The sequence below is a fragment of the Roseovarius atlanticus genome (assembly GCF_001441615.1).
In the GTDB taxonomy this organism is placed as follows: Bacteria; Pseudomonadota; Alphaproteobacteria; order Rhodobacterales; family Rhodobacteraceae; genus Roseovarius; species Roseovarius atlanticus.
Genome location: NZ_LAXJ01000023.1, coordinates 22123 through 42017 on the forward strand (window position 1 = coordinate 22123; position 19895 = coordinate 42017).

At 57.9% G+C, this 19895-nt stretch carries 19 protein-coding genes; 7 read left to right on the forward strand and 12 right to left on the reverse strand.

All coding sequences use genetic code 11. From position 1 onward, the window contains the following. Window positions 1-56 precede the first annotated feature (56 nt). From XM53_RS17600 to XM53_RS17620, 5 genes are all read right to left on the reverse strand, one after another. Entirely contained in the window at window positions 57-1187 is a 1131-nt protein-coding gene (locus tag XM53_RS17600; RefSeq protein WP_057795715.1) for a DUF2235 domain-containing protein, read from the reverse strand. 12 nt (window positions 1188-1199) lie between these two features. Next, the gene (locus XM53_RS17605; protein ID WP_160321411.1) at window positions 1200-4499 is read right to left on the reverse strand and encodes a DEAD/DEAH box helicase; all 3300 of its coding nucleotides are present in this window, start codon (window positions 4497-4499) and stop codon (window positions 1200-1202) included. Window positions 4500-4730: 231 nt separating this feature from the next. After that, window positions 4731-6221, reverse strand: coding sequence for an LA2681 family HEPN domain-containing protein (locus XM53_RS17610; protein WP_057795718.1), 1491 nt, complete (start codon window positions 6219-6221; stop codon window positions 4731-4733). Between the two features lie 118 nt (window positions 6222-6339). Then, window positions 6340-7383, reverse strand: coding sequence for a nucleotidyl transferase AbiEii/AbiGii toxin family protein (locus tag XM53_RS17615; protein ID WP_057795720.1), 1044 nt, complete (start codon window positions 7381-7383; stop codon window positions 6340-6342). Further along, window positions 7380-8018: a DUF6088 family protein gene (locus XM53_RS17620; RefSeq protein WP_201455436.1), complete on the reverse strand. Its 639-nt coding sequence runs from the start codon at window positions 8016-8018 to the stop codon at window positions 7380-7382. Before XM53_RS17620 ends, XM53_RS17615 begins: the two co-directional genes overlap by 4 nt. 316 nt (window positions 8019-8334) lie before the next feature. Here XM53_RS17620 and XM53_RS23145 point away from each other — a divergent pair, with 316 nt between their 5' ends. Genes XM53_RS23145 through XM53_RS17630 form a run of 3 tightly spaced genes read left to right on the forward strand, consistent with a single transcriptional unit; the run spans window position 8335 to window position 10230 of the window. After that, complete coding sequence (locus tag XM53_RS23145) at window positions 8335-8697, forward strand: hypothetical protein (protein ID WP_144435594.1); 363 nt, start codon at window positions 8335-8337, stop codon at window positions 8695-8697. Beyond that, complete coding sequence (locus XM53_RS17625; protein ID WP_057795724.1) at window positions 8694-9206, forward strand: hypothetical protein; 513 nt, start codon at window positions 8694-8696, stop codon at window positions 9204-9206. Before XM53_RS23145 ends, XM53_RS17625 begins: the two co-directional genes overlap by 4 nt. Before the next feature lies 1 nt (window position 9207). Further along, window positions 9208-10230: an endonuclease/exonuclease/phosphatase family protein gene (locus XM53_RS17630; RefSeq protein WP_057795726.1), complete on the forward strand. Its 1023-nt coding sequence runs from the start codon at window positions 9208-9210 to the stop codon at window positions 10228-10230. A 317-nt stretch (window positions 10231-10547) separates the two neighbouring features. Here XM53_RS17630 and XM53_RS23765 read toward each other — a convergent pair whose 3' ends face one another. From XM53_RS23765 to XM53_RS17650, 4 genes are all read right to left on the reverse strand, one after another. Then, window positions 10548-10811 (reverse strand): hypothetical protein, encoded by a 264-nt coding sequence (locus XM53_RS23765; RefSeq protein WP_236544544.1) that lies wholly within the window; start codon window positions 10809-10811, stop codon window positions 10548-10550. 218 nt (window positions 10812-11029) lie between these two features. Continuing rightward, complete coding sequence (locus XM53_RS17640; protein WP_057795730.1) at window positions 11030-12229, reverse strand: nucleotidyltransferase domain-containing protein; 1200 nt, start codon at window positions 12227-12229, stop codon at window positions 11030-11032. Next, a complete protein-coding gene (locus tag XM53_RS17645) occupies window positions 12226-13212 on the reverse strand; it encodes a CBASS cGAMP-activated phospholipase (RefSeq protein ID WP_057795732.1) in 987 nt (328 codons plus the stop codon). Before XM53_RS17645 ends, XM53_RS17640 begins: the two co-directional genes overlap by 4 nt. Before the next feature lie 7 nt (window positions 13213-13219). Next, window positions 13220-13444 carry a DUF2188 domain-containing protein gene (locus XM53_RS17650; protein ID WP_057795883.1) on the reverse strand — a complete coding sequence of 75 codons (225 nt, stop codon included), beginning with the start codon at window positions 13442-13444 and terminating at the stop codon, window positions 13220-13222. A gap of 104 nt (window positions 13445-13548) precedes the next feature. Here XM53_RS17650 and XM53_RS17655 point away from each other — a divergent pair, with 104 nt between their 5' ends. Both XM53_RS17655 and XM53_RS17660 read left to right on the forward strand, forming a co-directional pair. After that, entirely contained in the window at window positions 13549-14619 is a 1071-nt protein-coding gene (locus XM53_RS17655) for a helix-turn-helix domain-containing protein (protein WP_057795734.1), read from the forward strand. Window positions 14620-14627: 8 nt separating this feature from the next. Beyond that, window positions 14628-15131, forward strand: coding sequence for a PIN domain-containing protein (locus XM53_RS17660; RefSeq protein WP_057795736.1), 504 nt, complete (start codon window positions 14628-14630; stop codon window positions 15129-15131). A 7-nt stretch (window positions 15132-15138) separates the two neighbouring features. Here the strand turns inward: XM53_RS17660 and XM53_RS17665 are convergent, their stop codons facing one another. The 3 genes from XM53_RS17665 to XM53_RS17675 all read right to left on the reverse strand — a co-directional run bounded on the left by XM53_RS17665 (window position 15139) and on the right by XM53_RS17675 (window position 17683). Then, window positions 15139-16032 (reverse strand): hypothetical protein, encoded by an 894-nt coding sequence (locus tag XM53_RS17665; RefSeq protein WP_057795738.1) that lies wholly within the window; start codon window positions 16030-16032, stop codon window positions 15139-15141. Between the two features lie 101 nt (window positions 16033-16133). Further along, window positions 16134-16733: an SMC-Scp complex subunit ScpB gene (gene scpB / locus XM53_RS17670; protein WP_057795740.1), complete on the reverse strand. Its 600-nt coding sequence runs from the start codon at window positions 16731-16733 to the stop codon at window positions 16134-16136. After that, a complete protein-coding gene (locus XM53_RS17675) occupies window positions 16730-17683 on the reverse strand; it encodes a DUF1403 family protein (RefSeq protein ID WP_082631086.1) in 954 nt (317 codons plus the stop codon). Before XM53_RS17675 ends, scpB begins: the two co-directional genes overlap by 4 nt. Before the next feature lie 157 nt (window positions 17684-17840). Between XM53_RS17675 and XM53_RS17680 the strand changes: the two genes are divergently transcribed. After that, entirely contained in the window at window positions 17841-18938 is a 1098-nt protein-coding gene (locus tag XM53_RS17680; RefSeq protein WP_057795742.1) for a tyrosine-type recombinase/integrase, read from the forward strand. Between the two features lie 58 nt (window positions 18939-18996). Then, on the forward strand, window positions 18997-19881 hold the full coding sequence (locus XM53_RS17685; RefSeq protein WP_057795744.1) for a recombinase family protein: 885 nt from the start codon (window positions 18997-18999) through the stop codon (window positions 19879-19881). Window positions 19882-19895: the final 14 nt, after the last annotated feature.

A 19895-nucleotide genomic window follows, 5' to 3' on the forward strand; every position in this document is an offset into this window, starting at 1 on the left:
ACGGCTATCTGGCCACACTGCAGTTTTTCACTAAGGGTGCACCGCCGCCTGTCGGTTCAGTCGACGAAGTCAAACGTGTCCGGCAAATTCGGAGGGCGATGCTGCGCCTGCTCGACTGATCGGTGGATCTTTGCACCTGGTGGAATCCATCGCCGTTCTTTGAGTGGAACGCTCAGGCCGAAAAGTCTAAGGCGCTTCGAATGGGAACGAAGCCTGCGTGGTAGAAACTCCACAAAGCTCCAGCCAAGGGTCATTGAGTCATGATGCTTCGCATGGGCGTTCGGAGCGACGTACTTCTCCGCACGGCCCAGCACCAGATCGTTGACAGTCCGTGTCACGAATTGAAGCTCCGTTTCCTTCGCTTCGGTGATCATCCAGGCAAGCGGGACCTTCGCAAGCGCCGACGAGGCTTCAGGGTAACCGCCTCCTATGTCACCATGAACGCCCCGAAACCAAACTTCCTTCGCATCCTGTGGTTCGGACTTCGAAGCGTCGAAGCGGTTCGCACTGTAGTCTTGTGTTTCAGGCCAGAGCATCGGTTCGAACATCGTTCGGCGTTCGTCAATCGCAACCGCATGGCGGATCGATTGAACCGATGAATTGGTCGAGGTGTGGGCATTGCTTCTCAGTCGAAGCCCGAACCTACCGGTCTCTATGACCGACGCGACTGTATCGAAGAGACCAAGCATTCTGATTGGCGGTCTGTCCGCTCGGAGGGCCCGCTCGAACAAACGCATTTCGGCAAATGCGTTTTCCCTGCCGCCCTCCCCGATCCGCTTGTAAGCGCGATAGACGTAGTCAAGTAGATTGAGGTTCCGATTCTCCATAAGGCCAAAGGCGTGGATGAAACCTGCGAGGACCCGCGCGGAGTAGGCTCCTCTCGAAAACCCAAAGATGAAGATCCTGTCGCGGTTGCCGTCTTCATCCCGCTGATAGTTCTCAACCAGAAACCGATAGGCTTCCTTGACGTTCTTATCGAGACCATAGCCCGTCGCCAAACCGAAGATCTCCATGAACTTTCGCCAGATTCCGAGCCAGGCAAGACCAATCGTGCCTACGCCTGGATCATACCAGACGATTTGATCCTCCGATTTCTTGAGTGTCCCGTACAACCGAAGGACATTTGTTCTGTCGGCTGAAATCTCATTGGAGGTCCCGTCGAAGAGGATCACAATGTTCTTTGCCATTCAATATCCCCACTACTCTGAGCAGATAAGCTCAAACGGAATGCTCCACGTCTCCATTAGCAAGCTCGAGGTTGCAGCGAGAAGCTCCATGTGATCCTTCTTGGCGAGCTTCTTTGAATAGCCCGGTTGCACGGCGCTCACCTCGAAACGGTAGGTCAGCTCCGACCAGCGGCCAAGCCAGTTGTTGACGATAGACGCATCACCGAGTTCGTATCGGGAATTCCCACCCTTTCGGAGCCGATCACCCTCGCGCTTGCGGAGATGTTGAAAGAAGAACCTAGGGTTCTCTCGCCAACGAAGCGATTTCTGGGATTGACCGCACACTTCGTAGAGATCATCGATCCGGGATCCCGGCGTGTCTTCGCTCGAATACTTGCAGTGGAAGAGATGCACGAAAATAGTATCACCGTCTTCCTTTATGCACACGATATCCGCAGCTTCACCGGTTCCGTCGTCATCAAATACGACGTCGAACCGCCCAGATGAGATCAACTCATCTATCATCGAGCGTTGGATGGAATTCTCGATCTTCAGCTTGCCCTGTGACTCCACGCGAATGTCGACGCCGCCCCAATCTCGTTCGATCATTTTCCCAGGGTCAAACGGCTCAATGCTTTCGCGATCAGGCAACTTGAACAACTCGGAATCCACGAGCATGTCGCCATTTCCGTAGTAGATGTGTGGTGGGTCTTCCTTGAACCACTCCTGGATTGTCAAGCTTCTTCGACCCAATGAAACTGAGATCGGAACGGTATCAACTTGGCGATAGACGGCAAATCCATCCTCGATTGTCATCTCGAACTCACAGGAACTATCATCAATAGAAATCAAGATACGGACGGGCCCTTCATCAGAAAAGCGACCAACTCCAATGTCGCAGTTTAAGATTGGGTGCCGTCTGCCATTCACCGTTAGTTCGACCCGTTCCTCATCCTGATCGAGTATTCGTTCTGGCCACACGATGGCGACCGGCGTAAGGCTTGGCATTCTCTTTTGTCGTACCGGGCGGATCAGATTTTTCAGAAACGCGTCCGTCGGGATGCTGTCATCGAGCACCTTTCGCCCAAGATCGTGGCACCAATCGATCCACTCTCCAAAATTGTTGGTGGCATCGTAGGACCAGAACTTGCCTTTGCGGGAGCACCCGATAGTGACTTTGCCTTGGTCGGTGTAGCCTTGCCCGAACAAATTGGTTTTCGACCTGTTCCGGTTGCCCGGAAGCGTATCGATATGCTCAGTGATATCGGTACCCATGAATTGCGAGTACCTCACGGGACGCCGTTGGGTCTCACTCAATCCGAGCGTATTGAGACAGAGCCTGCGAACACCGTTCAAGCACCTGTAGACTTCTTCCCCACCAATCCTTGAGACACCATCGCCGCAAAGCTTCTTGGCCAGCGGCTCATGCATGTCTTTGAGACGCGAAGAGTGGATAAAGAGCAGGTCTCGCTCTCCATCCCAATGAACCATGTAGAGATTGTATTCGGTGTTATGGACGGCACGCGAAGTTGTCCACTTCGGCTGATCCTGATCTCTCTTGACGAAGATTGCTAGGTTTTCGTGCGGGTTGATGTGCGGGCCCTCCACGATAGAGGTCGGAGGGAACACTTCCTCGATCAGTTCTGGCTGCCAGACAACCCCGCTAGTCTTGTAGATTACGGTGCTCATGCGAGGACTAAGCGTTTCGAGCGGAAACCGCTCTGGCGCAGCCGTGAACCCCTCAAAAACAGCCTCTCGGCGAACTTCGCGCTCCGTCCTTGACTGGCCGATGTTGCTAATCAGACGGTTCCAGTCAGCATCCTCCGCATAAAGCGCTTTCAGCGGTTCGTTGATGTCACCTAGCGCCACGTTCGCAATGACGGTTGCGTCACCGAGGTCACTGCGCGCGCGCGTGAAGCGACCAATGAACTGGAGCGTCACAGCTTCAGACCTGTGTTTGTCATGAAGCGCGGCGATCTTAAGGTCCGGTAGATCGAAGCCTTCACCTAGCATGTTTACACACAGTACGATCCTCGACTGTCGGGTCCGTAATCGTTCGATCGCGTCCCTTCTCTCTGAATCAGAAAGTCCGCTGTGTAACACCATGGGCTCATGCTGCGGGTACTTGGCTCGATACAGGTGTATCAACTCTTCTGCTCGAGCCTGCCGAGCGCAACGAGCCATCACTAGGTGATCAAAACCATTCTGTCTGTCTTCTTCCAGCACTTGACCGACCAAGTCGACGATCTGCTCGTCAGTATCGATGTCGTCAGCGCCGCTGACTGGGAGGTACTTGATGCGCTTGAAGTAGCCTTCCTCCTGAGCCTTCCATAGCGGGTAGACATAAATGTGGCGGCCATCCACTCGCACCTTGTCCCGCCGAAAGGGAGTAGCAGTGAACTGCAGAACTTTTGTCTTTGAAAAGTAGGACCTGAAACGTCGCCAGGTCTTGGCGCCGATGTGATGAGCTTCATCCACGAAGAGGTGGCTCGCGAGCTCGGCCATTCTTTGCTGAACAGCGCTTGCTGCCTGTCCGGCCACGTTCATCGTAGTCACAACTACGTTGGCTGCATGAAAGACTTGGTCGACCTCTTCGACTGACTTTGGCCTTCTGTTGAGAGTAGCGACGACTGGTCTCGCAACAAACTCCGGCAAGCATCCACAGGCCGGGAGGATTCCGAGACTCATGAACTTTTCGGAAATCTGAGTTCGGAGGGCGTCGTTGGGTACGACGATCAGCAAACGCGGGGCCACAACCGCTGTGGCCAATGCGATCATGGTCTCTGTCTTTCCGGTCCCTGTCGGCATGACAATTGTACCGGGATTATCCGATACACTCCAATGAGCGAGCGATGCATGAACAGCACCTACTTGAGGGGGACGAAGGCCGGCGGACATTACCGCGTCAGACGCGAGCTTCTCTTCGCGCAACTCGAATTTGCCGTCCCAAGCGGCTTGGACTGCCTTGGTTGTTTTGGCGAGGAGTTCCGGTTCGCACCGCGTAGGGTTGAGAGGTTTTGGTGTTAGTCTATCGGCAGTTCCTCTCGAAAGGCTCGAGATGCAGGCGTCGACCGATGAGGCATCTTCGATGATGAAGACCTCATCGGCTTCAATCGATGCGTTGGTACGTCGGTCGACAAAAGCAATTCGATAACCGTCATCAGCCTCACCAAGCACGCCTTTCAACTGTCGTTGGCGCAACTCGCTCAAAAAGAGCTTCCGCTGGCGAGGCGGCATCGCAACCTGCTTTACAAGAGCGCCACCTATGCGTCCGTGAACCCCAATGAGTTCCGGAACCGCGAAAAGGATGCTCTGGGCAAAAAGGTCAACCATATGATCCCAACAAATAGTGTGAAAATGCTGACTTAGCCACAACAAGTAGCAATGGCAACGGTTGGTGTACGGAGGACAGGCGCTGCTTTCAGATCTGAGTTTGAGCTGTCGCCTACGGTGGCTCGGGCCGTCAGCCCTGTCGGGTAGATAGCCTATGCAAACCAATTGCATTTCTAATGCATCACAAAAGGTCTCATTGAAAAAATGCCATGTTTCTGAATCGGAATGGGATTAATGTCGTCGAGTATCGTACTTTGGAAGATAGAGGGGGACCGATACTGCATCGCTTCCCCGATCTCGACGCCGTTCCTCTTCGTACATCGCCAACGACAAGAGAATAAGGGCTTCGTGCGCCAACTGTAGCATTCGAACGGTGTGACGTTGGAACACGGTCAGCTCCTCCCGATCAATTGGGCTGTCGTCGTGCAAGGCGAATTCACTGCATAAAACAAGACAACGGTGTTCGAGCAAATTTCGAAGGCTGCTTAGATGGGCAGCAGTCGGTTCGATCGAGTCATCGTGTGAGCCTCTTGACCCCAGGATGTCGAAGGAGAGCCAATAAAGACCGCGCAGCGCAAGGTTGGGACGATCATGAAATGGAACCGCGAGGGCATCTCTTCTCCTTGGGTCCTTATACCATATGCCTCTGAGGTCGACTTGGTTCGGTCGCCTCCCCAACTTGAAAAATGTGTTCAAGAATCCCGCTATCTTATCTAGCAGCCCATAAGCTGTTCTAAAGGACAACCGCAGTTTTTCTGCACCTATGGAGAACTCCGGGTAATCCAACGTATCAATTAAATGGGTGCCGTCATCGGCAAAGTGCCTTCCGCGATCCTCGAATGGCGGACCCTCCACCGCTTCGTGGAATAGTAAACGCGCGGCTACAAACTCCTGCTTTAGCTGGTTATACCATCTTAGATAATGCGGCGGCTCTTCGAGTCCGTAGGTGTGCGACGGCAAGTGAAGCGGATCTAACGCCGCGATGGGATATGGACCAATCACAACCAAAGGGTTGAGGAAGAGGCCCATCTCTAGCATACGCTCTCGATAGATGCGCTCTTCTCCCTGTCCAACTTGCCAAGCGTGCATATCGGTTTCAGCAAGTACTGCTTCCACGTCGACTGCGTCTCGAACTTGTGCGGCCTGCTCTGAGACAGCCGCACGCATTTCAGGGTAATCACCGTCCCACTCTACATCCCCGTTCAGGACGCGTTCGAAGTCCTGCCAAGCATGTGCAGCGAGAACGGCTCGATGACCGTCATCGTAGATCATGCGCGCCAGCGTCAGACGTGCAAGACCTCGATTAGCGATCGCCATGGCGAAGTTGGGGCTCTCTCTCAGAACGGTTTCATAGATCCTGAGTGCCTCGACCGGCCGACCGAAGGTGTTCATGTTGTTTGCCAGGTTCGTCCCGATCTGGGCCCGTCGCGTCAGCGATATCTGAGCAAAGGTCCGTGCGGTCCGTGCGCGTCGGAGGTACAGGATTTGCCTTTCCCTGTTTGGTTGCCGCCAAGCCCAACTCCGCGGCTCCTCCGCATCTTGTAAAGCCGCGTAGATATTGGCTCGAAAGTAATGGAGCAATGCGTCCAAGTCTGTTGAAGCTGCCAGCTTCTTCTTGCAAATGGCGTCGATACGTCGAAGCTCTTCTGATCGTCCCTCTAACGCCGCGTCATCAATTCGGAGCGCGAGTTCGTCGAGTTCAATGTTCATTTCATCTTGCATACACCGCAGTCCCTATATTCTGTCGGCTTCGGTCGACGTGCCCAATCATTGACTGCGTGGAACTTGTGAAAGAAGGCAGGATTGTTGCGACAGCTCAGCGAATGCTGCCGTATCCCCGTCACGCGCTTCTGTTGAGAGTATCCTCGATCTCTCTGATCGACAACAGGATCTCCCCGAAATCGGGGGCATCACCAAAGATCATCGCTTGCGTGTTGTCATAGTCCCTGGCCAAGCGATCGATCATGTCGCCGATCGGTCGAAGAGCGAATGTTCCAGGTACCGCGGCAGTAAGATTGTAGTCCGGTCTGTTGAAGAAGGTTCGGGCGTGCTCGATACAGTCCATACCGAGCGGCAAATCCGCGACAGCCGAGGCGCCAACATCCGAGGTCAAGAGCGAGTGCAGGTCGTAGTAGTGCCGCGAAATCCGCTGACCGTCCTGACGAAGCTCACCGCGCCGCTCGAACCAGCTGCGAAGACCGTGAACAATCACGATCTTGTCCCAGAAAGTTCGCTCGGCGTGGATCGTCGTGACATCAGGCACCCTGAGATCCAGTGCTTCGAGATCGGCATCGATATAGGGAGCAATCGTGACTGGTCGGTTCGGATCGAGTGCGGATTTCGCGCCTGATTCGATCTTGACTGCAGCCTGCACATATCCGGTCTCATTTGCATCCACCCGCGGATACCAGACCAACAGCGTCTGAGAATTTGGATCGCTATCGTCGATCTCGACGCGACCCGCCCCACCTGTGTCGGCTGCCAGAATTTCGGCGACGGCCTCCAGAAGCTCTGTGGTGATATAGCGGCTGCAATCCGCTGCAATCGCGTCAAGAGCAGCCTTCCGCTTCTTGTTGGAAAGTGCCGCGATCTCAGCAGTGCTCCCAGGGTGACCGAGGTCATCCCTGAAGACGGTGACGTCAATGTCTTCTGAGAACCGGTTGATCAGACCATAGGCCTTTGATAGCGACGTGCCACCTTTGAAGAGAAGGCGTGGGCCGCCCTTCGGCAGCCGATGGTAGAGGGTGTTGAGCGTCCAGCACACCCAGAAGTCTTTCTCGATGTTGATCAGGGGGGCACCCAGCCGCCGGGCCGTCGTGAGGAAGAGGTCAGCGCGGTCAGCGGGCTCCGCGCGGATGACCTCCAAGAACGCCTCTGTCGTCATGTGTATCTCTCCGCACCTGCCGACATGATCGGTTTGCGCAGGATGTCCTGCATCCATATCGGCATGGCCGAGAGACCGATGCGAAGATCCTCGGTGAGTTTTGGCCCCCCATCACTGTCGGTAAGGAGCTTTCGAATGGTCCGCTCGACTTTCGAGCGCTCGGTCTCAGTCCGCATGGTGTCGTGAACCCAGTGCAGTGCCTGAACAAGATACATACCAGGACGTCCCGCCCAGTAGAGTCGGCTGGGCGCAGCATGCTTGAAGACGATCTTTTGGTTGCCCAGTTCGATGGGTTTCAGGCGGGCATCGACCAGGACCTCGATTCTGGCAGGAACGGCGTTTGTCAGTCCGAGCGTGTTGGCCGCGGTCATTCCGTCTACCACAAAGCGCGCCTTGTCCCGCCGTGCTACAGCTTCGATGACAGCGCGATAGTCCGGTGCCGACAGTTTTCCGGTCAGCTTGTTGAGTCGCGGCTTGTCGTAGAGGCCGCGTTCGATACGACGGAGCTCGCCGGACTTGGCAAGCCTTTGGAGGGCCTTGTCGACGGCCTCGCGCGAGCCGGCATCCGCAAAATCTCCCGGCGTCCACACCTTGGCAGGTTCGGCACTGACCCGATCGAGGATCTGAGTCGGCAAAGCAGCATGTGATCTAGCATCCGCCATGTCCGAAGATTACCACATATTTCGGACACAAGCGAGTCCGAAGTTTGCTACATATTTCGGACATGTAGACCGTGAACTCACTCTTCAAAATTGGCTTTCGACGAAGTGAGGTTCAGACGACGCCGAGATTGGAAGAGGGGACAATAAATAACGAGGCTATCGCAAACCGAGAATCGCCTTATAGTTGAACCACATTGCCACACTGCGATTGAACCCGAAACCAGTCACATTTTGGAGCAATTTCATGCAACTATTTCGGCTTTGCCACACGAGTCTACTGCTTACATGCATGACCATCTTCCAAGCGTCCGCCCAGGACCTCGCCGAATGCCCCAACCCGTTGTTCGAGTGCATTGGCCCTGGATCGGGTGGAAGTCCTCCAGGCAATCCACCCGATCCAATTTTCAAACCAGTCGCACCTTTCACGGACAGCTATGTTGATTTCAATCGGTCTTTCGGGGTCATCCGAAATGGTGCGCTTATCGTTTCCCCAGGATCGCCCGAGATCCAGACCGACTTGGCCGACTTTCTGACGCGCAATCGCACCTTGATCGATCCGAATACCGCCTACCTGCTTTCTCCTGGTTCGGTCATCGATGCCGATGCCGCAATCGATGGTTTGATCGTGGGCGGTGGGGCACTAACACAATGAGCTTCGTTGGATCGATTGCGGGGTATTTCTTCGTTTCGGCCGGTGTCGGATTCTTGCTTCCGTTTCTGGGGGCGTTGGCATTTCAGCGCGAATCCTGGCGAACCGTCGGTCCGCTCCTACTTGCACTGACCCTCGTGGGGGCCTGCGCGGGGTTTGCGGGAGGTATGAGCCGGGCTTCGGCTGTTGGCGATGTTATCCCTGCATTTCTTGGGCTGTTGGGTGTCGTTGGAGTCTACCTTTTCGGTGTGGACCAGTCGCGCGGAATAATTGCTTCCTTTGGCGCCGCTGCGCTTTCGATTGCGTTGCTCATCGGTTACGCGTCCGGCTCCCAATATCGGGCCAAGCCCGAAGATCATAGGGATATCCGAGCGCATTGCGCACGTGCATACACGGACGCCGACCTCCTGGGGAATGAGGCCGCCTTTGAAAGGTTCCGGCAACAAATGGGAAACCTGTGCGATGCTTCAATGTTTTGGCGGGTGACCACAAGTGAGAAGGAAGAACAGTAAGATGAGTATTCGCTTGATGCCTGGGGTCCTAGGTGCGTTTCTGGCCGGCGCATGGCCAGCTACCGCGGAAGACTTCACATTCGCCTCATGGAACATCGCAAATCTACATCACGAGACGGGCGTTCCGCTTCGTGAAGGCTCCCTACCGCGCGAAGATGTAGACTATGAAAGGCTTGCGGCCGTAGCCAACGAGCTTGATGCCGACATTATCGGTCTTCAGGAGATCGGATCTCTGGCCGCTCTGGAGAGAATTTTCTCTCCCGATGCTTACCATCTTGTCATGTCGGACCGTTACCAAGTTGGTGACGAGGAAAAACCGCCGGAAGAGCGAGATATCTTCACGGCTGTCGCCCTGTCCAGAGAGGCCTTCCCTGACTTGCCGTCGATCGAGACTGTTAGCGCGTTTTCTATTCAGCACATCGATCTGAACCAAGCATTGGATGCGCCAGATATTCGACCGACCCGATCAGCAATTCATGTCCAGTTCGAGCTCGAAGGGGAGCAGGTGTCGTTCCTAAACGTGCACCTCAAGTCTTCCTGCCATCAGTATCCTCTCCGAGATGTCGAAGATCAGAACTTTTTCAACCAGCAGTCTTTCGGTTCGAGGTTTGATTGCAGGACCCTTAAGGCGCAGTTGGCGATCCTCGAAAACTGGATCGAGGTTCAACATGCGCTCGGGGTCCGTGTGGTCGTCGCAGGAGACTTCAACCGGCGACTAAACATCGCATATCGCAACCCGACCCGGTATGAAGATTTCTGGGCCGAGTTGAACGACGGGCAGCCCGGAAACTTCATGTTGAGGAAAGGTCCAGAGGGTCGCGACAACGTATGCTGGCCAAGCCACGAAGACCGGTTCGACGAACATATCGATCTGATCGTCTCCGATACAGAGTTCCTAGCCCGCTTCGCGACCGCAAGCTTTGACAAAGTCGGCCTCGGCTTTGACGAAGCGCCCGAGTATGCAGGAAGAGCTCGTCAACGTTTGAGTGACCATTGTCCTGTGCGGCTTGTGGTTGGTGGGTAAGAAGTGAGCTTACCTTAAACGAAGTCGATCTATCATTTGGACCATTACTTGTCCGCTTCACCACACTGAGTCTCCCAATGGAAATGGGAGACAGAAGCTCTCCTGACACTCGCGAATTCACATTCAGAAGCGGGCGCGCCGAGCCTCTCAGGGCCTGTTTGGAAAAGGTGAACGAGCTGCCAGCTTTTGACCCGCACTCTTTCGGCTTCCCATTGATCGAGAAACTGGCCTCGGCCTGATCTCCAGTCTCTACCAGCTCTGACGATCGTTAACCGACACGTCTGCGAGCCAAGCTGAGAACGTCGCGGGCGCGAAACTCAACGCATTCGGCGCAGGCTGCGGCGCAAGGCGCGGTTGCCCTCGTCTGGGTCATCCTCTCCAGGGTGTTTTCCCCCGCCCTTCCAGTCGTCCGACACGAGCCATTCCTCGAAATAGATCAGCCAGAGGTGGGTCCAGGGGATGATGGTGAGGTCAAGACGCTTGCTGGCGTCCCATTGTCCGGTTCCGGGCAGATAGAGACAGAGCCGATCCGGGTCATGGTAGATATGCGGCAGGTCGCGTCCACCGGCGAGCAACCTCAAGTTAGGTTCTACGACCCGAACATCCGGCGTCCCGTCCCTCTCCAGGACAAGAGTGACCTGATACGACCGGGAAAGCGGCGTCGGTTGCGCCTGAAAACGCCATTCCAACCGGCGCGGACCAAGCACCCCCGCGCCGGCTATCGTCTTGGACCTCTGCAGAAACAGGTACTGCTGGGGCAGTGACAGCCGGTTTCTTGTGGTCGATCCCGCCATCGCGTCTAGTCCCCGAAAAACTCGTTCCTGGGAACGGGCGTCGAAGCGGCCGATTTTTGGGTAGTCAGGCCAACGCCCGCACCAAGCATAAGAGCGCCCGTCTTCCGCCCCTCGTTCAGCGCATCCATCCGCCTGTTCATGGTCCGGGCAACAAGTTTGTCGCCCAGGCTGTCCTTCATGGAGCCTACAATCGCGTCGAGGCCAACGAGGTCACGCAGGGATTCGAAATCCGCAAGCGCCTTGCTGTGCCATTTGTAGAAAGCCTCTACCCGCGCGGGTTCTTCATTCCAACGCTCGGCAAAATTTTCGCCTTGGGTGGTCTCGTTCCAGACCGCGTAGATCTGTCGGCCATTGACCAAGGGCCGCTCGATGAAGATCGGCATCAGGCGGATCGTGTCGATCAGCACCTGGAGTTCGTCTACGAAAACGTGGCGCCTGACACACATCTCATAGGATCGCATGGCCAGGGTCGTGATGATGATCGAGATCGGCGCGATTTCTTCCTGAACATGCAGGAATTCCAGATCCCGGTGACGCTTCAGGAGCTGCACGGTCCGCCGCAGAATGCCCTTGACGGACTGACGGACTGGGAAGGGCTCGGTCGTGGCCGCATCGCGCTGCGCCGCGACGATCGACTGCGTCATCCTCGGAACCAGGGCCGCCCGTTCGTCGAAGAGGGCCCGATAGGCCCGGGGATTTGTCGCGTGCCAATCCCGTAGCTTGCGATCGGGCACCAGCTCACCGCCATTCACGCAGTTCGGATTGGCAATGGTCGGGGAGATGTCGAGGTGAAAGTCACCGGCGTAGTTCAGGCGCCAGCAGCGCTTCTTTTCTTCCAGGATCGACGCGTAGTAGGCATGTTCGCGCAAGCGCTGGCCGATTGCAGCCGTCAGGCACATCGGTGCGATTTCCGGGCCGAGGCCGAGGATGAAGCTGATCAGGTCGACATCGAACTCGTCGCGTCCGATCGGTTTGATCGAGGTGCCGAGTGCGCCAGAGCCGTGCAAGTAGACATGAAGGGAAGCAAGCATCGGGTCACTCGATCCGGCCAACCAGTCCGCGACCGCTTCGTAGCTGGTGCGGGCCTTCTCGAACTGGGTTTGCGTCCATTCCAGCTCCTGGCAGATTTCTTCGAGGATCGTGAAGACCTGCGCCCGCCGCTGAATGGCGGTATCGGTGAGGGGGTGCGAGAAGATCTGGTTCATGCCGCGTTCCGTTCGAGTTGATGCACGGGCACGAACGGCTCGGCAGGTTGCTGGAAGAAGATGGGGGTCAGGGTGGGGCTCGCGTGCCGGGCGCTCGAGGCGCCAAGCCCCTTGAGCCTCTGGATCTTGGTGGTGTCGTCGAGGGAAAAGAAACCCTCCGGCACGCTCGGCGAATACCGGTGAACAGCCGTCCGGTCATGCGGATCGCCTGTCAGATGACGGGCAATGCCGAGCGCACCGCGGGACTGCCCGTCCATGAAAAGACTGAGCGCCTTGAATCCGAGTCCGGCCGTGCCGGGGGATTCAGGCAGCATGTAGACCTCGTCGACACAGCCGAGGCTCAGGATGTGCAGATCCTGCGGAGACCAGCCAAGCATCGAGATCGCTTCTACGGTCGCGACGCCCGCCGGATTGTTGCACCAGGTGCCGCCATCAAGGAGCCCGACATCATCCACCGTCTTGTGGCGCGCGAAATAGGTCGGGGCGGCCGACGTCGCCATCGCGGCGTCTAGCGCGGGCTTCCGGTAATCCTTGGTGAGCCGCGGATGATGCGACGTCTTGTAGATGTAGACGCTGCGCTGATCGGCATCCCAGGCCGGGATCAGCAACCGGGTCTCCGCCTCACCGATGAGCTTGTCGCCAAGGACGGCGTGGAGCTCGTCCCGAAGAGTCGATGCCTCGTGCTTCGGCTTGACCAGGTGACGCAACGACGCGCGCGCATTCCGGGCCTTTCGTCCGAGCCAACTCCTGTCTCCCGCTTGCCCGAAGATCGTCGGCCCGCGATTTTCATAGAGCTCCAGAAGGGTCTTGGCCCGGATGCCGAGGGCGAGGCCGATCGCGAGAATGCCCCCGGTTGACGTTCCCGCAATCAGGTCGAAGTAGCGGCCAATCGGTTCATCAAGGTCTTCTTCCAAACCCGCCAGGAAAGCTGCCGGTTGGGTGCCTTTGATGCCACCGCCATCGATGCACAGGATACGTCTCATGATTCACTTAGCCTTCCGGGGGGTAGGGGTCTTTGCCGTAGGTGTTGCGCTCGCGGATGCGACCGTTGGTTCCGTGGATGAGCATTTCCGAGCCCTGATTGCGGGCGATGTCACGCGCCTGGGTGATCGCGGATTGCTGCGTCGGGTGGATGGCCGTTGCCTTCGCATTGCCGGCGCCTTTCACGGCCCAACCGTCCTTGTGGGGAACAACATGCTGATTTTTCTTGGTCATTTTGACCTCCAAGTGCCTTTTTTCCTTGACGATTCGTCAATCTTGTGTTGATAAGTACAGCAATAAATGTCGTATATCAACCGACGTTTTTACGGGAGCAGACCATGTTTGGGCAACGGTTGCGACTGGCCCGCAAGAAGGCGGGTTTGTCGATGCAGGGGCTTGCCGACCGCACCTCGCCAAGGATCACCGCACAGGCCATCAGCAAGTACGAGGCGGACAAGATGAATCCGTCCTCCTCGGTGTTGGTCGGTCTGAGCAAGGCTCTGGGTGTGTCGCTCGATTTCCTGATGGGAGGTCAGGTCGAAGAGCTGGTCGGCGTCGAATTCCGCAAGCATTCCAGCACCTCCGCAAGGGACCGCGCTCATGCGGAGGCCATCGTCATCGAGCGGCTGGAGGACTACCTGGCGATCGAGGACATCCTGGAGATCGCACCGCCGGATGACCCTTTCGGCGATCTGGTTAGGGATGTCGTCGAGAGCTACGAAGAGCTGGACCTGTTGGCGCGAGAGCTGCGAAGGCATTGGAAGCTCGGAAACGATCCAATTCCCAGCATGTCGCGGCTGCTCGAGGACAAGGGCATCAAGGTCATCGAAGCCGATTTCGCAGAGCGCTTCGATGGGCTGGCCTGCGAGGTGCGACGCAGCGAGGGTCGAAGCTCCACCGATGTCGTCGTGGTTTCAAGCCGCACCAATGTCGAGCGCAGGCGGTTCAATCTGGCCCATGAACTGGCGCACCGTGTCATTCGGGCGACCGGAAACTCGGCGATCAAGCTCGAGAAGGCGATGAACCGTTTCGCCGGTGCGTTCCTGATACCCACCGATCACCTGATCGAGGAGGCCGGTCCCTCGCGCAGCGGCATGACCTATATGGAGATCATGCGACTGAAGCGGCTCTATGGCGTGTCGGCAGCCGCGATGCTGATGCGTCTCGGACAGGTTGGCATCCTGCCCCAGTCGATGATCGACTACGCGTTTCGGACCTATGCACGGCGCTGGCGCACCAGCGAGCCGGACGAGATACGGGATGATGAGGGGTTCGGTGCTTTCGAGCATCCGCAGCGGTTTGAGCGCCTGGTCTGGCGAGCCCTCGGTGAGGAATTGATCTCGCCGGTACGCGCCGCTCAGATGCTGCACCTATCGCTGTCCACCGTTGAAGAGAATATCAGGGGATAGTTCGTCTCGTGGCCCGCGTGATCGTCAACGATGCCAGCTGCTTGATCGATCTTCGGAAGGGTCGGTTGTTGCACGTCTTGTGCGGCCTACCCTACGAGTTCATCGTACCACTTCCCGTGCGCGCCAGCGAGATCCTGGATTTCACACCTCAGGAATGGGCGCTCCTCGATGGAAGCGGCATGGCAACGTATGACCTGCCACCTGCCCAGGTCGGCCAGGCATTCGACATCAAGAAACGGCACGGGCGTCTATCGGCGAACGATTGCTTTTGCCTCGTGACGGCAGAGGTGCATGAGGAAGCGATTTTGCTCACCGGAGACCGTTTGCTGAGGCGCGTGGCCGAGGATAACGGGATCCCCGCGCATGGCGTTCTTTGGGTGGTCGATCAACTACTGCGGGAGAGCCTTTGCGATACCAAGCTACTTGAAACGGCATTGAAGCTTTGGCGGGACGACAAGGCAGTATTCTTGCCAAATCAGCTCATCGATAACCTGCTGCGTCGGGTGCGATAGTCGAACATCAGACACCTATTTCTTCCGCCTCCCGAGCGCGTAGATACTCCTGGCGGTCCTCCTCATTTGTTTGCCTCAATGTTCGCTGGCTCACCGCGAGATACAGATCGATCATTTGCCGATGAGCCTTATCGGTATAGGCTTGCGGATTGTTTCTGAGGCCAGCCATGTAGCCCGTCAGTCGTCGGAAGAAGATCAGAGGATTGCAATAATCTTGGATATCATCCCAGCAGTCCATGAAGCCTTGGTGATTCAGGCGTGACGTCAACCTGCGGTCGCACTCGCCTTTACATACGAAGTGGACCGAGTGCGTGATATCATCCTTGACTGCGAAGTTGATTGCGCCCTTGAAATTTCCTTTGGTGCTCTCCTTCAGGAGGTCCCTGCCGCAAACCTCGCATTCCAGCGGCACATACTCACCGAGAAGAGGATGGATTGGCCGCAACGCCGTGTGGCTAGCAGGAAGATGCTGAAGCAAGACTCCAGACAACCCAACATCGTGAAACCCGCTCTCAATACGAGCTCCGTCAAATATTTCAAAAGACTCAATTGTGCCATTACCTCGAAGTTCCTTTAGGCGGGTAATCAGCGCAGCACTGGCGGTCGTAGAGTAGAACCCGAAAAATCCATTCGCATTATGGTGCGCCAGCCGATCCGTTATGTTTGTTTCATGATTGGTCCCGACGGACCCGCCACCAGCGGCAAAGTGCTTGCATGACACAAGCCATGTGAACGACCGTGTCGCGAGCTTTCCTTTTAGTTGCTCCTTGACTAGCAAGTCGCGACCACCGTCTGGGCCTGGCCCAGGCGGCACCTCGACTACCAGGCCTTGCGCCACAAGATAGTCCCGGCAGAAGAGCTCCCAATCGTCGCCATTTCTGATTTCCGTATAGTCAATCATCGAAAGCCTCTTGCTTTGGTTGGTCTCACGCAGTCATCTGCGCCTGCCGATAGCTCCTTGTCAGATCATTTGACAAGCCGATCATCCGGATACGGGATTCACTACGTCGTTAATTCCAGATACGGCAAATCCCGCAGGCTCTGTAGATCAAAGATCACCAGGAACGTCTCTGTTGTCACGAAGGTATGCGGCGCCCCGGGTCGCGGTGACCGCGGCCCACTCGCGATCAAGTCCTTGTAGCGCAGTCGGGCCAGGAGATCCCTGCTGATCTCTTTGCCAAAAATGTCGGCCAGCCCTGCCCGGTCGATCGGCTGGTGATAGGCGATGGCGCAAAGCACCCCCATCTCCATCTCGGTAAAGACGAGTGACTGGTCGCCGAGATCGGCGGCGGCCTTGATCGCCTCGGCGAACTGGGTCTTCGTTCGGAACATCCATCCACCGGCCACCTGTGCCAATTCATACGGACGGCCGGTCAACTCGGCCTGGATGTCCTCGATCAGCATCTCGACCGAGACCCCCTGCCCAACCACCCGCGCGAGGTCTTCGCGACCGACCGGCGAGGCACTGGCGAAGAGCACCGCTTCGACCCGGCCCATCCATTCGCGCCAGCGCAGCTCCTGCGGCAGGTCGTCGAGCTCCCGGTCAAAGACGGCGTCCTCCTCCTCCTCCTCCGGTTTTCGTTTCCTGGTCACCGTGGTCATGATGCGATCCCATAGAGCCGGAACGTCGGCCGCCCGGTCAGTTCCCGCGCCACGCCCAGCTCGACCAACCGGTCGCAGAACCGCCGCGCGGCGCGGTCGGTCATCGGGATCGAGGTACCGCGAATGTGCGGCGACAACATGGACGCCGGGGCCACGGCATACTCGGTCAGAAACAGGTCGACCGCGGCATCCGACCCCTTCGCCCGGAGCTTCGGAGCGACAAGTCGAAGGGCATCGGCGCTGCGGCCCAGGTCCCGCGCCAGCAGGATCACAGCCTCGATGGACTCGAGGATCCGGGCTTGAACCGCCAGTTCTGCCCCCTGCCCTTCTGTGGTCAGATCGCGCAGCACGGTCTTTGTCAGCCGCCGTGCAGTCACGAACAGCACCTGCTTCCAGTTCAGCGCCCGCGCCAAGACGATGTCCGAGAGCAGGCATGCGAGTCGTTCCGCACGGTCGTCGGCATCGAGCACGGCGAGTAGGACGGCCACGCCGCCAGCCAGCGGACCATGGGTCCGTGCACGTTCTTGCCCGGCGTCCAACCAAACGGCCACATCCTCCGCGCGGTCGGGCCCGATCAGGTCTGCGATCTCGCCGAGTCTGCTCAGCCGTAGCCGCGCCGCATCGCGCCAGTACGCCAAAAGATCGCCATCCGGCCCCCGCGCCTCGCCCGGCGGCGTCAGGTGGTAGGCATCACGGATATCCGCCTCCCGCGCGAGGCGGCCTTCCAGTTTCGAGGTCGCGGTTGCCGCGCTCAGCGCCAGCTTATTTGCAAGCAGTTTCACCGGCACGCCATGCCGAGGATCGGAAACCAGCTGATCGAGCACTGTCAGCGCCGCCCCCGACCGAAAGGCCACAGTTTCAAGGGTTTCGACACGACCGGAGGTGACCCAAGCGGGAAGCTGCGGTAGGGTGCTCAGGTCGTCAGAGATGGTGGCGGGCTGATATGTCATGCCACAACCCTAATCTCCCACGGCGCTTTCGTCCATAATATGATGCACAAACCGCCCCACCTTACCGTTCCTCACTATGTCCAATAAGTTTGCCTTATCGGACATATCTAGATACGCTGCGGCACAGTCTCAAAATCAGCGGGTTTTCAGGGAAACAATGGACTCAGAGACCGAGAAATCGACGTCAGCGCCCTCCGGTGCGGTCGATGATGCGCGCGGCGACGAGAGCGAGCAAGAGGCACCCAATAGCATCGCCCTGCCCGCCCATGTCGCCGGGTCGGGCACGCTGGATCGCCTGGTCGACACCGCGCGCGATTACGCCCGGGCGGCGGCGTCCGAGAACACGCTCAAGGCCTATGCCAAGGACTGGGCCCACTTCGCACGCTGGTGCCGGATGAAAGGCGCGGAGCCACTGCCCCCGTCCCCGGAGATGATCGGGCTCTATCTCGCGGACCTGGCGTCCGGGTCGGGCCCCTCCCCTGCCCTCGCGGTCAGCACGATTGATCGCCGCCTGTCGGGCCTGGCCTGGAACTACGCCCAGCGGGGCTTCACTCTCGATCGCGAGAACCGCCACATCGCGACTGTCCTGGCGGGGATCAAGCGCAAGCATGCTCGCCCGCCGGTTCAGAAGGCCGCGATCCTGGCCGAAGACATCCTCGCGATGGTCGCCACCCTTCCCTTCGATCTGCGCGGCCTGCGGGATCGGGCGATCCTTTTGATTGGCTACGCTGGAGGCCTTCGTCGCTCGGAAATCGTGAGCCTCGATGTGGGTAAGGACGACACGCCAGACAGTGGCGGATGGGTCGAGATCCTGGAGAAAGGCGCCCTCCTGACCCTCAATGCCAAGACCGGTTGGCGCGAGGTCGAGATCGGCCGCGGCTCCAAGAAGCAGAGCTGCCCGGTCCACGCCCTCGAGCAATGGCTGCACTTCGCCAGGATCGACTTCGGGCCTGTCTTTGTCGGCACCTCACGCGACGGCAAACGCGCATCGGAAACGCGGCTCAACGACAAACACGTCGCACGCCTGATCAAGCGCACCGCCCTGGGCGCCGGCATCCGGGCCGACCTGCCGGAGAAAGACCGCCTCGCCCTGTTCTCCGGTCACAGTTTGCGTGCGGGTCTCGCGAGTTCGGCCGAGGTCGACGAGCGCTACGTCCAGAAACAGCTCGGACACGCCTCGGCCGAGATGACACGTCGCTACCAGCGCCGTCGGGATCGGTTCCGGGTGAACCTGACTAAAGCCGCGGGGCTCTGATCGCGCGATTCATCGGTCGTTTATTGGCGATACCCTGAATTGTAAACGGCCCGATTTCATGCCCCTGATAGGTTTTGCGCGCGTATCGACAGAAGATCAGACCTCCCTACCCCAGTCTGAGGCACTGCAAACCGCGGGATGCGTCGAGATATTCGAAGAACACGCCTCTGGCGGCAATCGCGCGCGTCCTGTGCTTGCTCGTGTACTTGAGCGGGTCCAGAGCGGCGACACACTGGTCGTCGTGCGGATCGACCGGCTTGCGCGGTCCTTGTCGCATCTTCTCGAGGTGATTGAGCGTCTAGAGGCCAAAGGCGCCTTCTTCCGCTCGCTCCAAGACCCAATCGACACGTCCTCACCACAGGGTAAGTTTACGCTGCATGTTCTGGACGCTGCGGTCGAGTTCGAACGCGCTCTGATTTGTGAACGCACAAAGGCCGGGCTCGCCTCTGCGCGCGCCAAAGGGCGCGTTGGTGGCAATCCTGGGCTTCGCACCAAAGACCCCGCCGCGCTGCGCAAGGTGCGGCTGGCGCGACAGGATGGCTACATGGAGCGCCTGAACGAGACCGCGCAAGATTGGGTGCCCCATGTGCGCCGCCTGCGCCCGTATATGGCCTGGGAAGACGTGCTGCGGATCATCAATGGCCCCCTGCCCCCAGATCGTCATTGGACCCAAAGCCGAATGCTCCGCGCCGTGAAGGCATATGTGCGCGACGGGTTTCTGCCCGATGAAGTGCTTGGCCGCGCCGGACGCCGCGAAACCGACGACCGCCTGCCGGCTATCGTGGCTGCCATCAAAGGCGCGAACCCCGAAATCACGCTACAGGCGATTTGTGAAAGGCTGGAATCCATGCGTGAGCACACCCGGCGTGGCCGCACCAGCTGGCAGCCGTCTTCGGTGAAGATGTTGCTTGAACGTGCAGAAAAGCTAGGAATGTTGGAGTAGATGTAGGATTACCG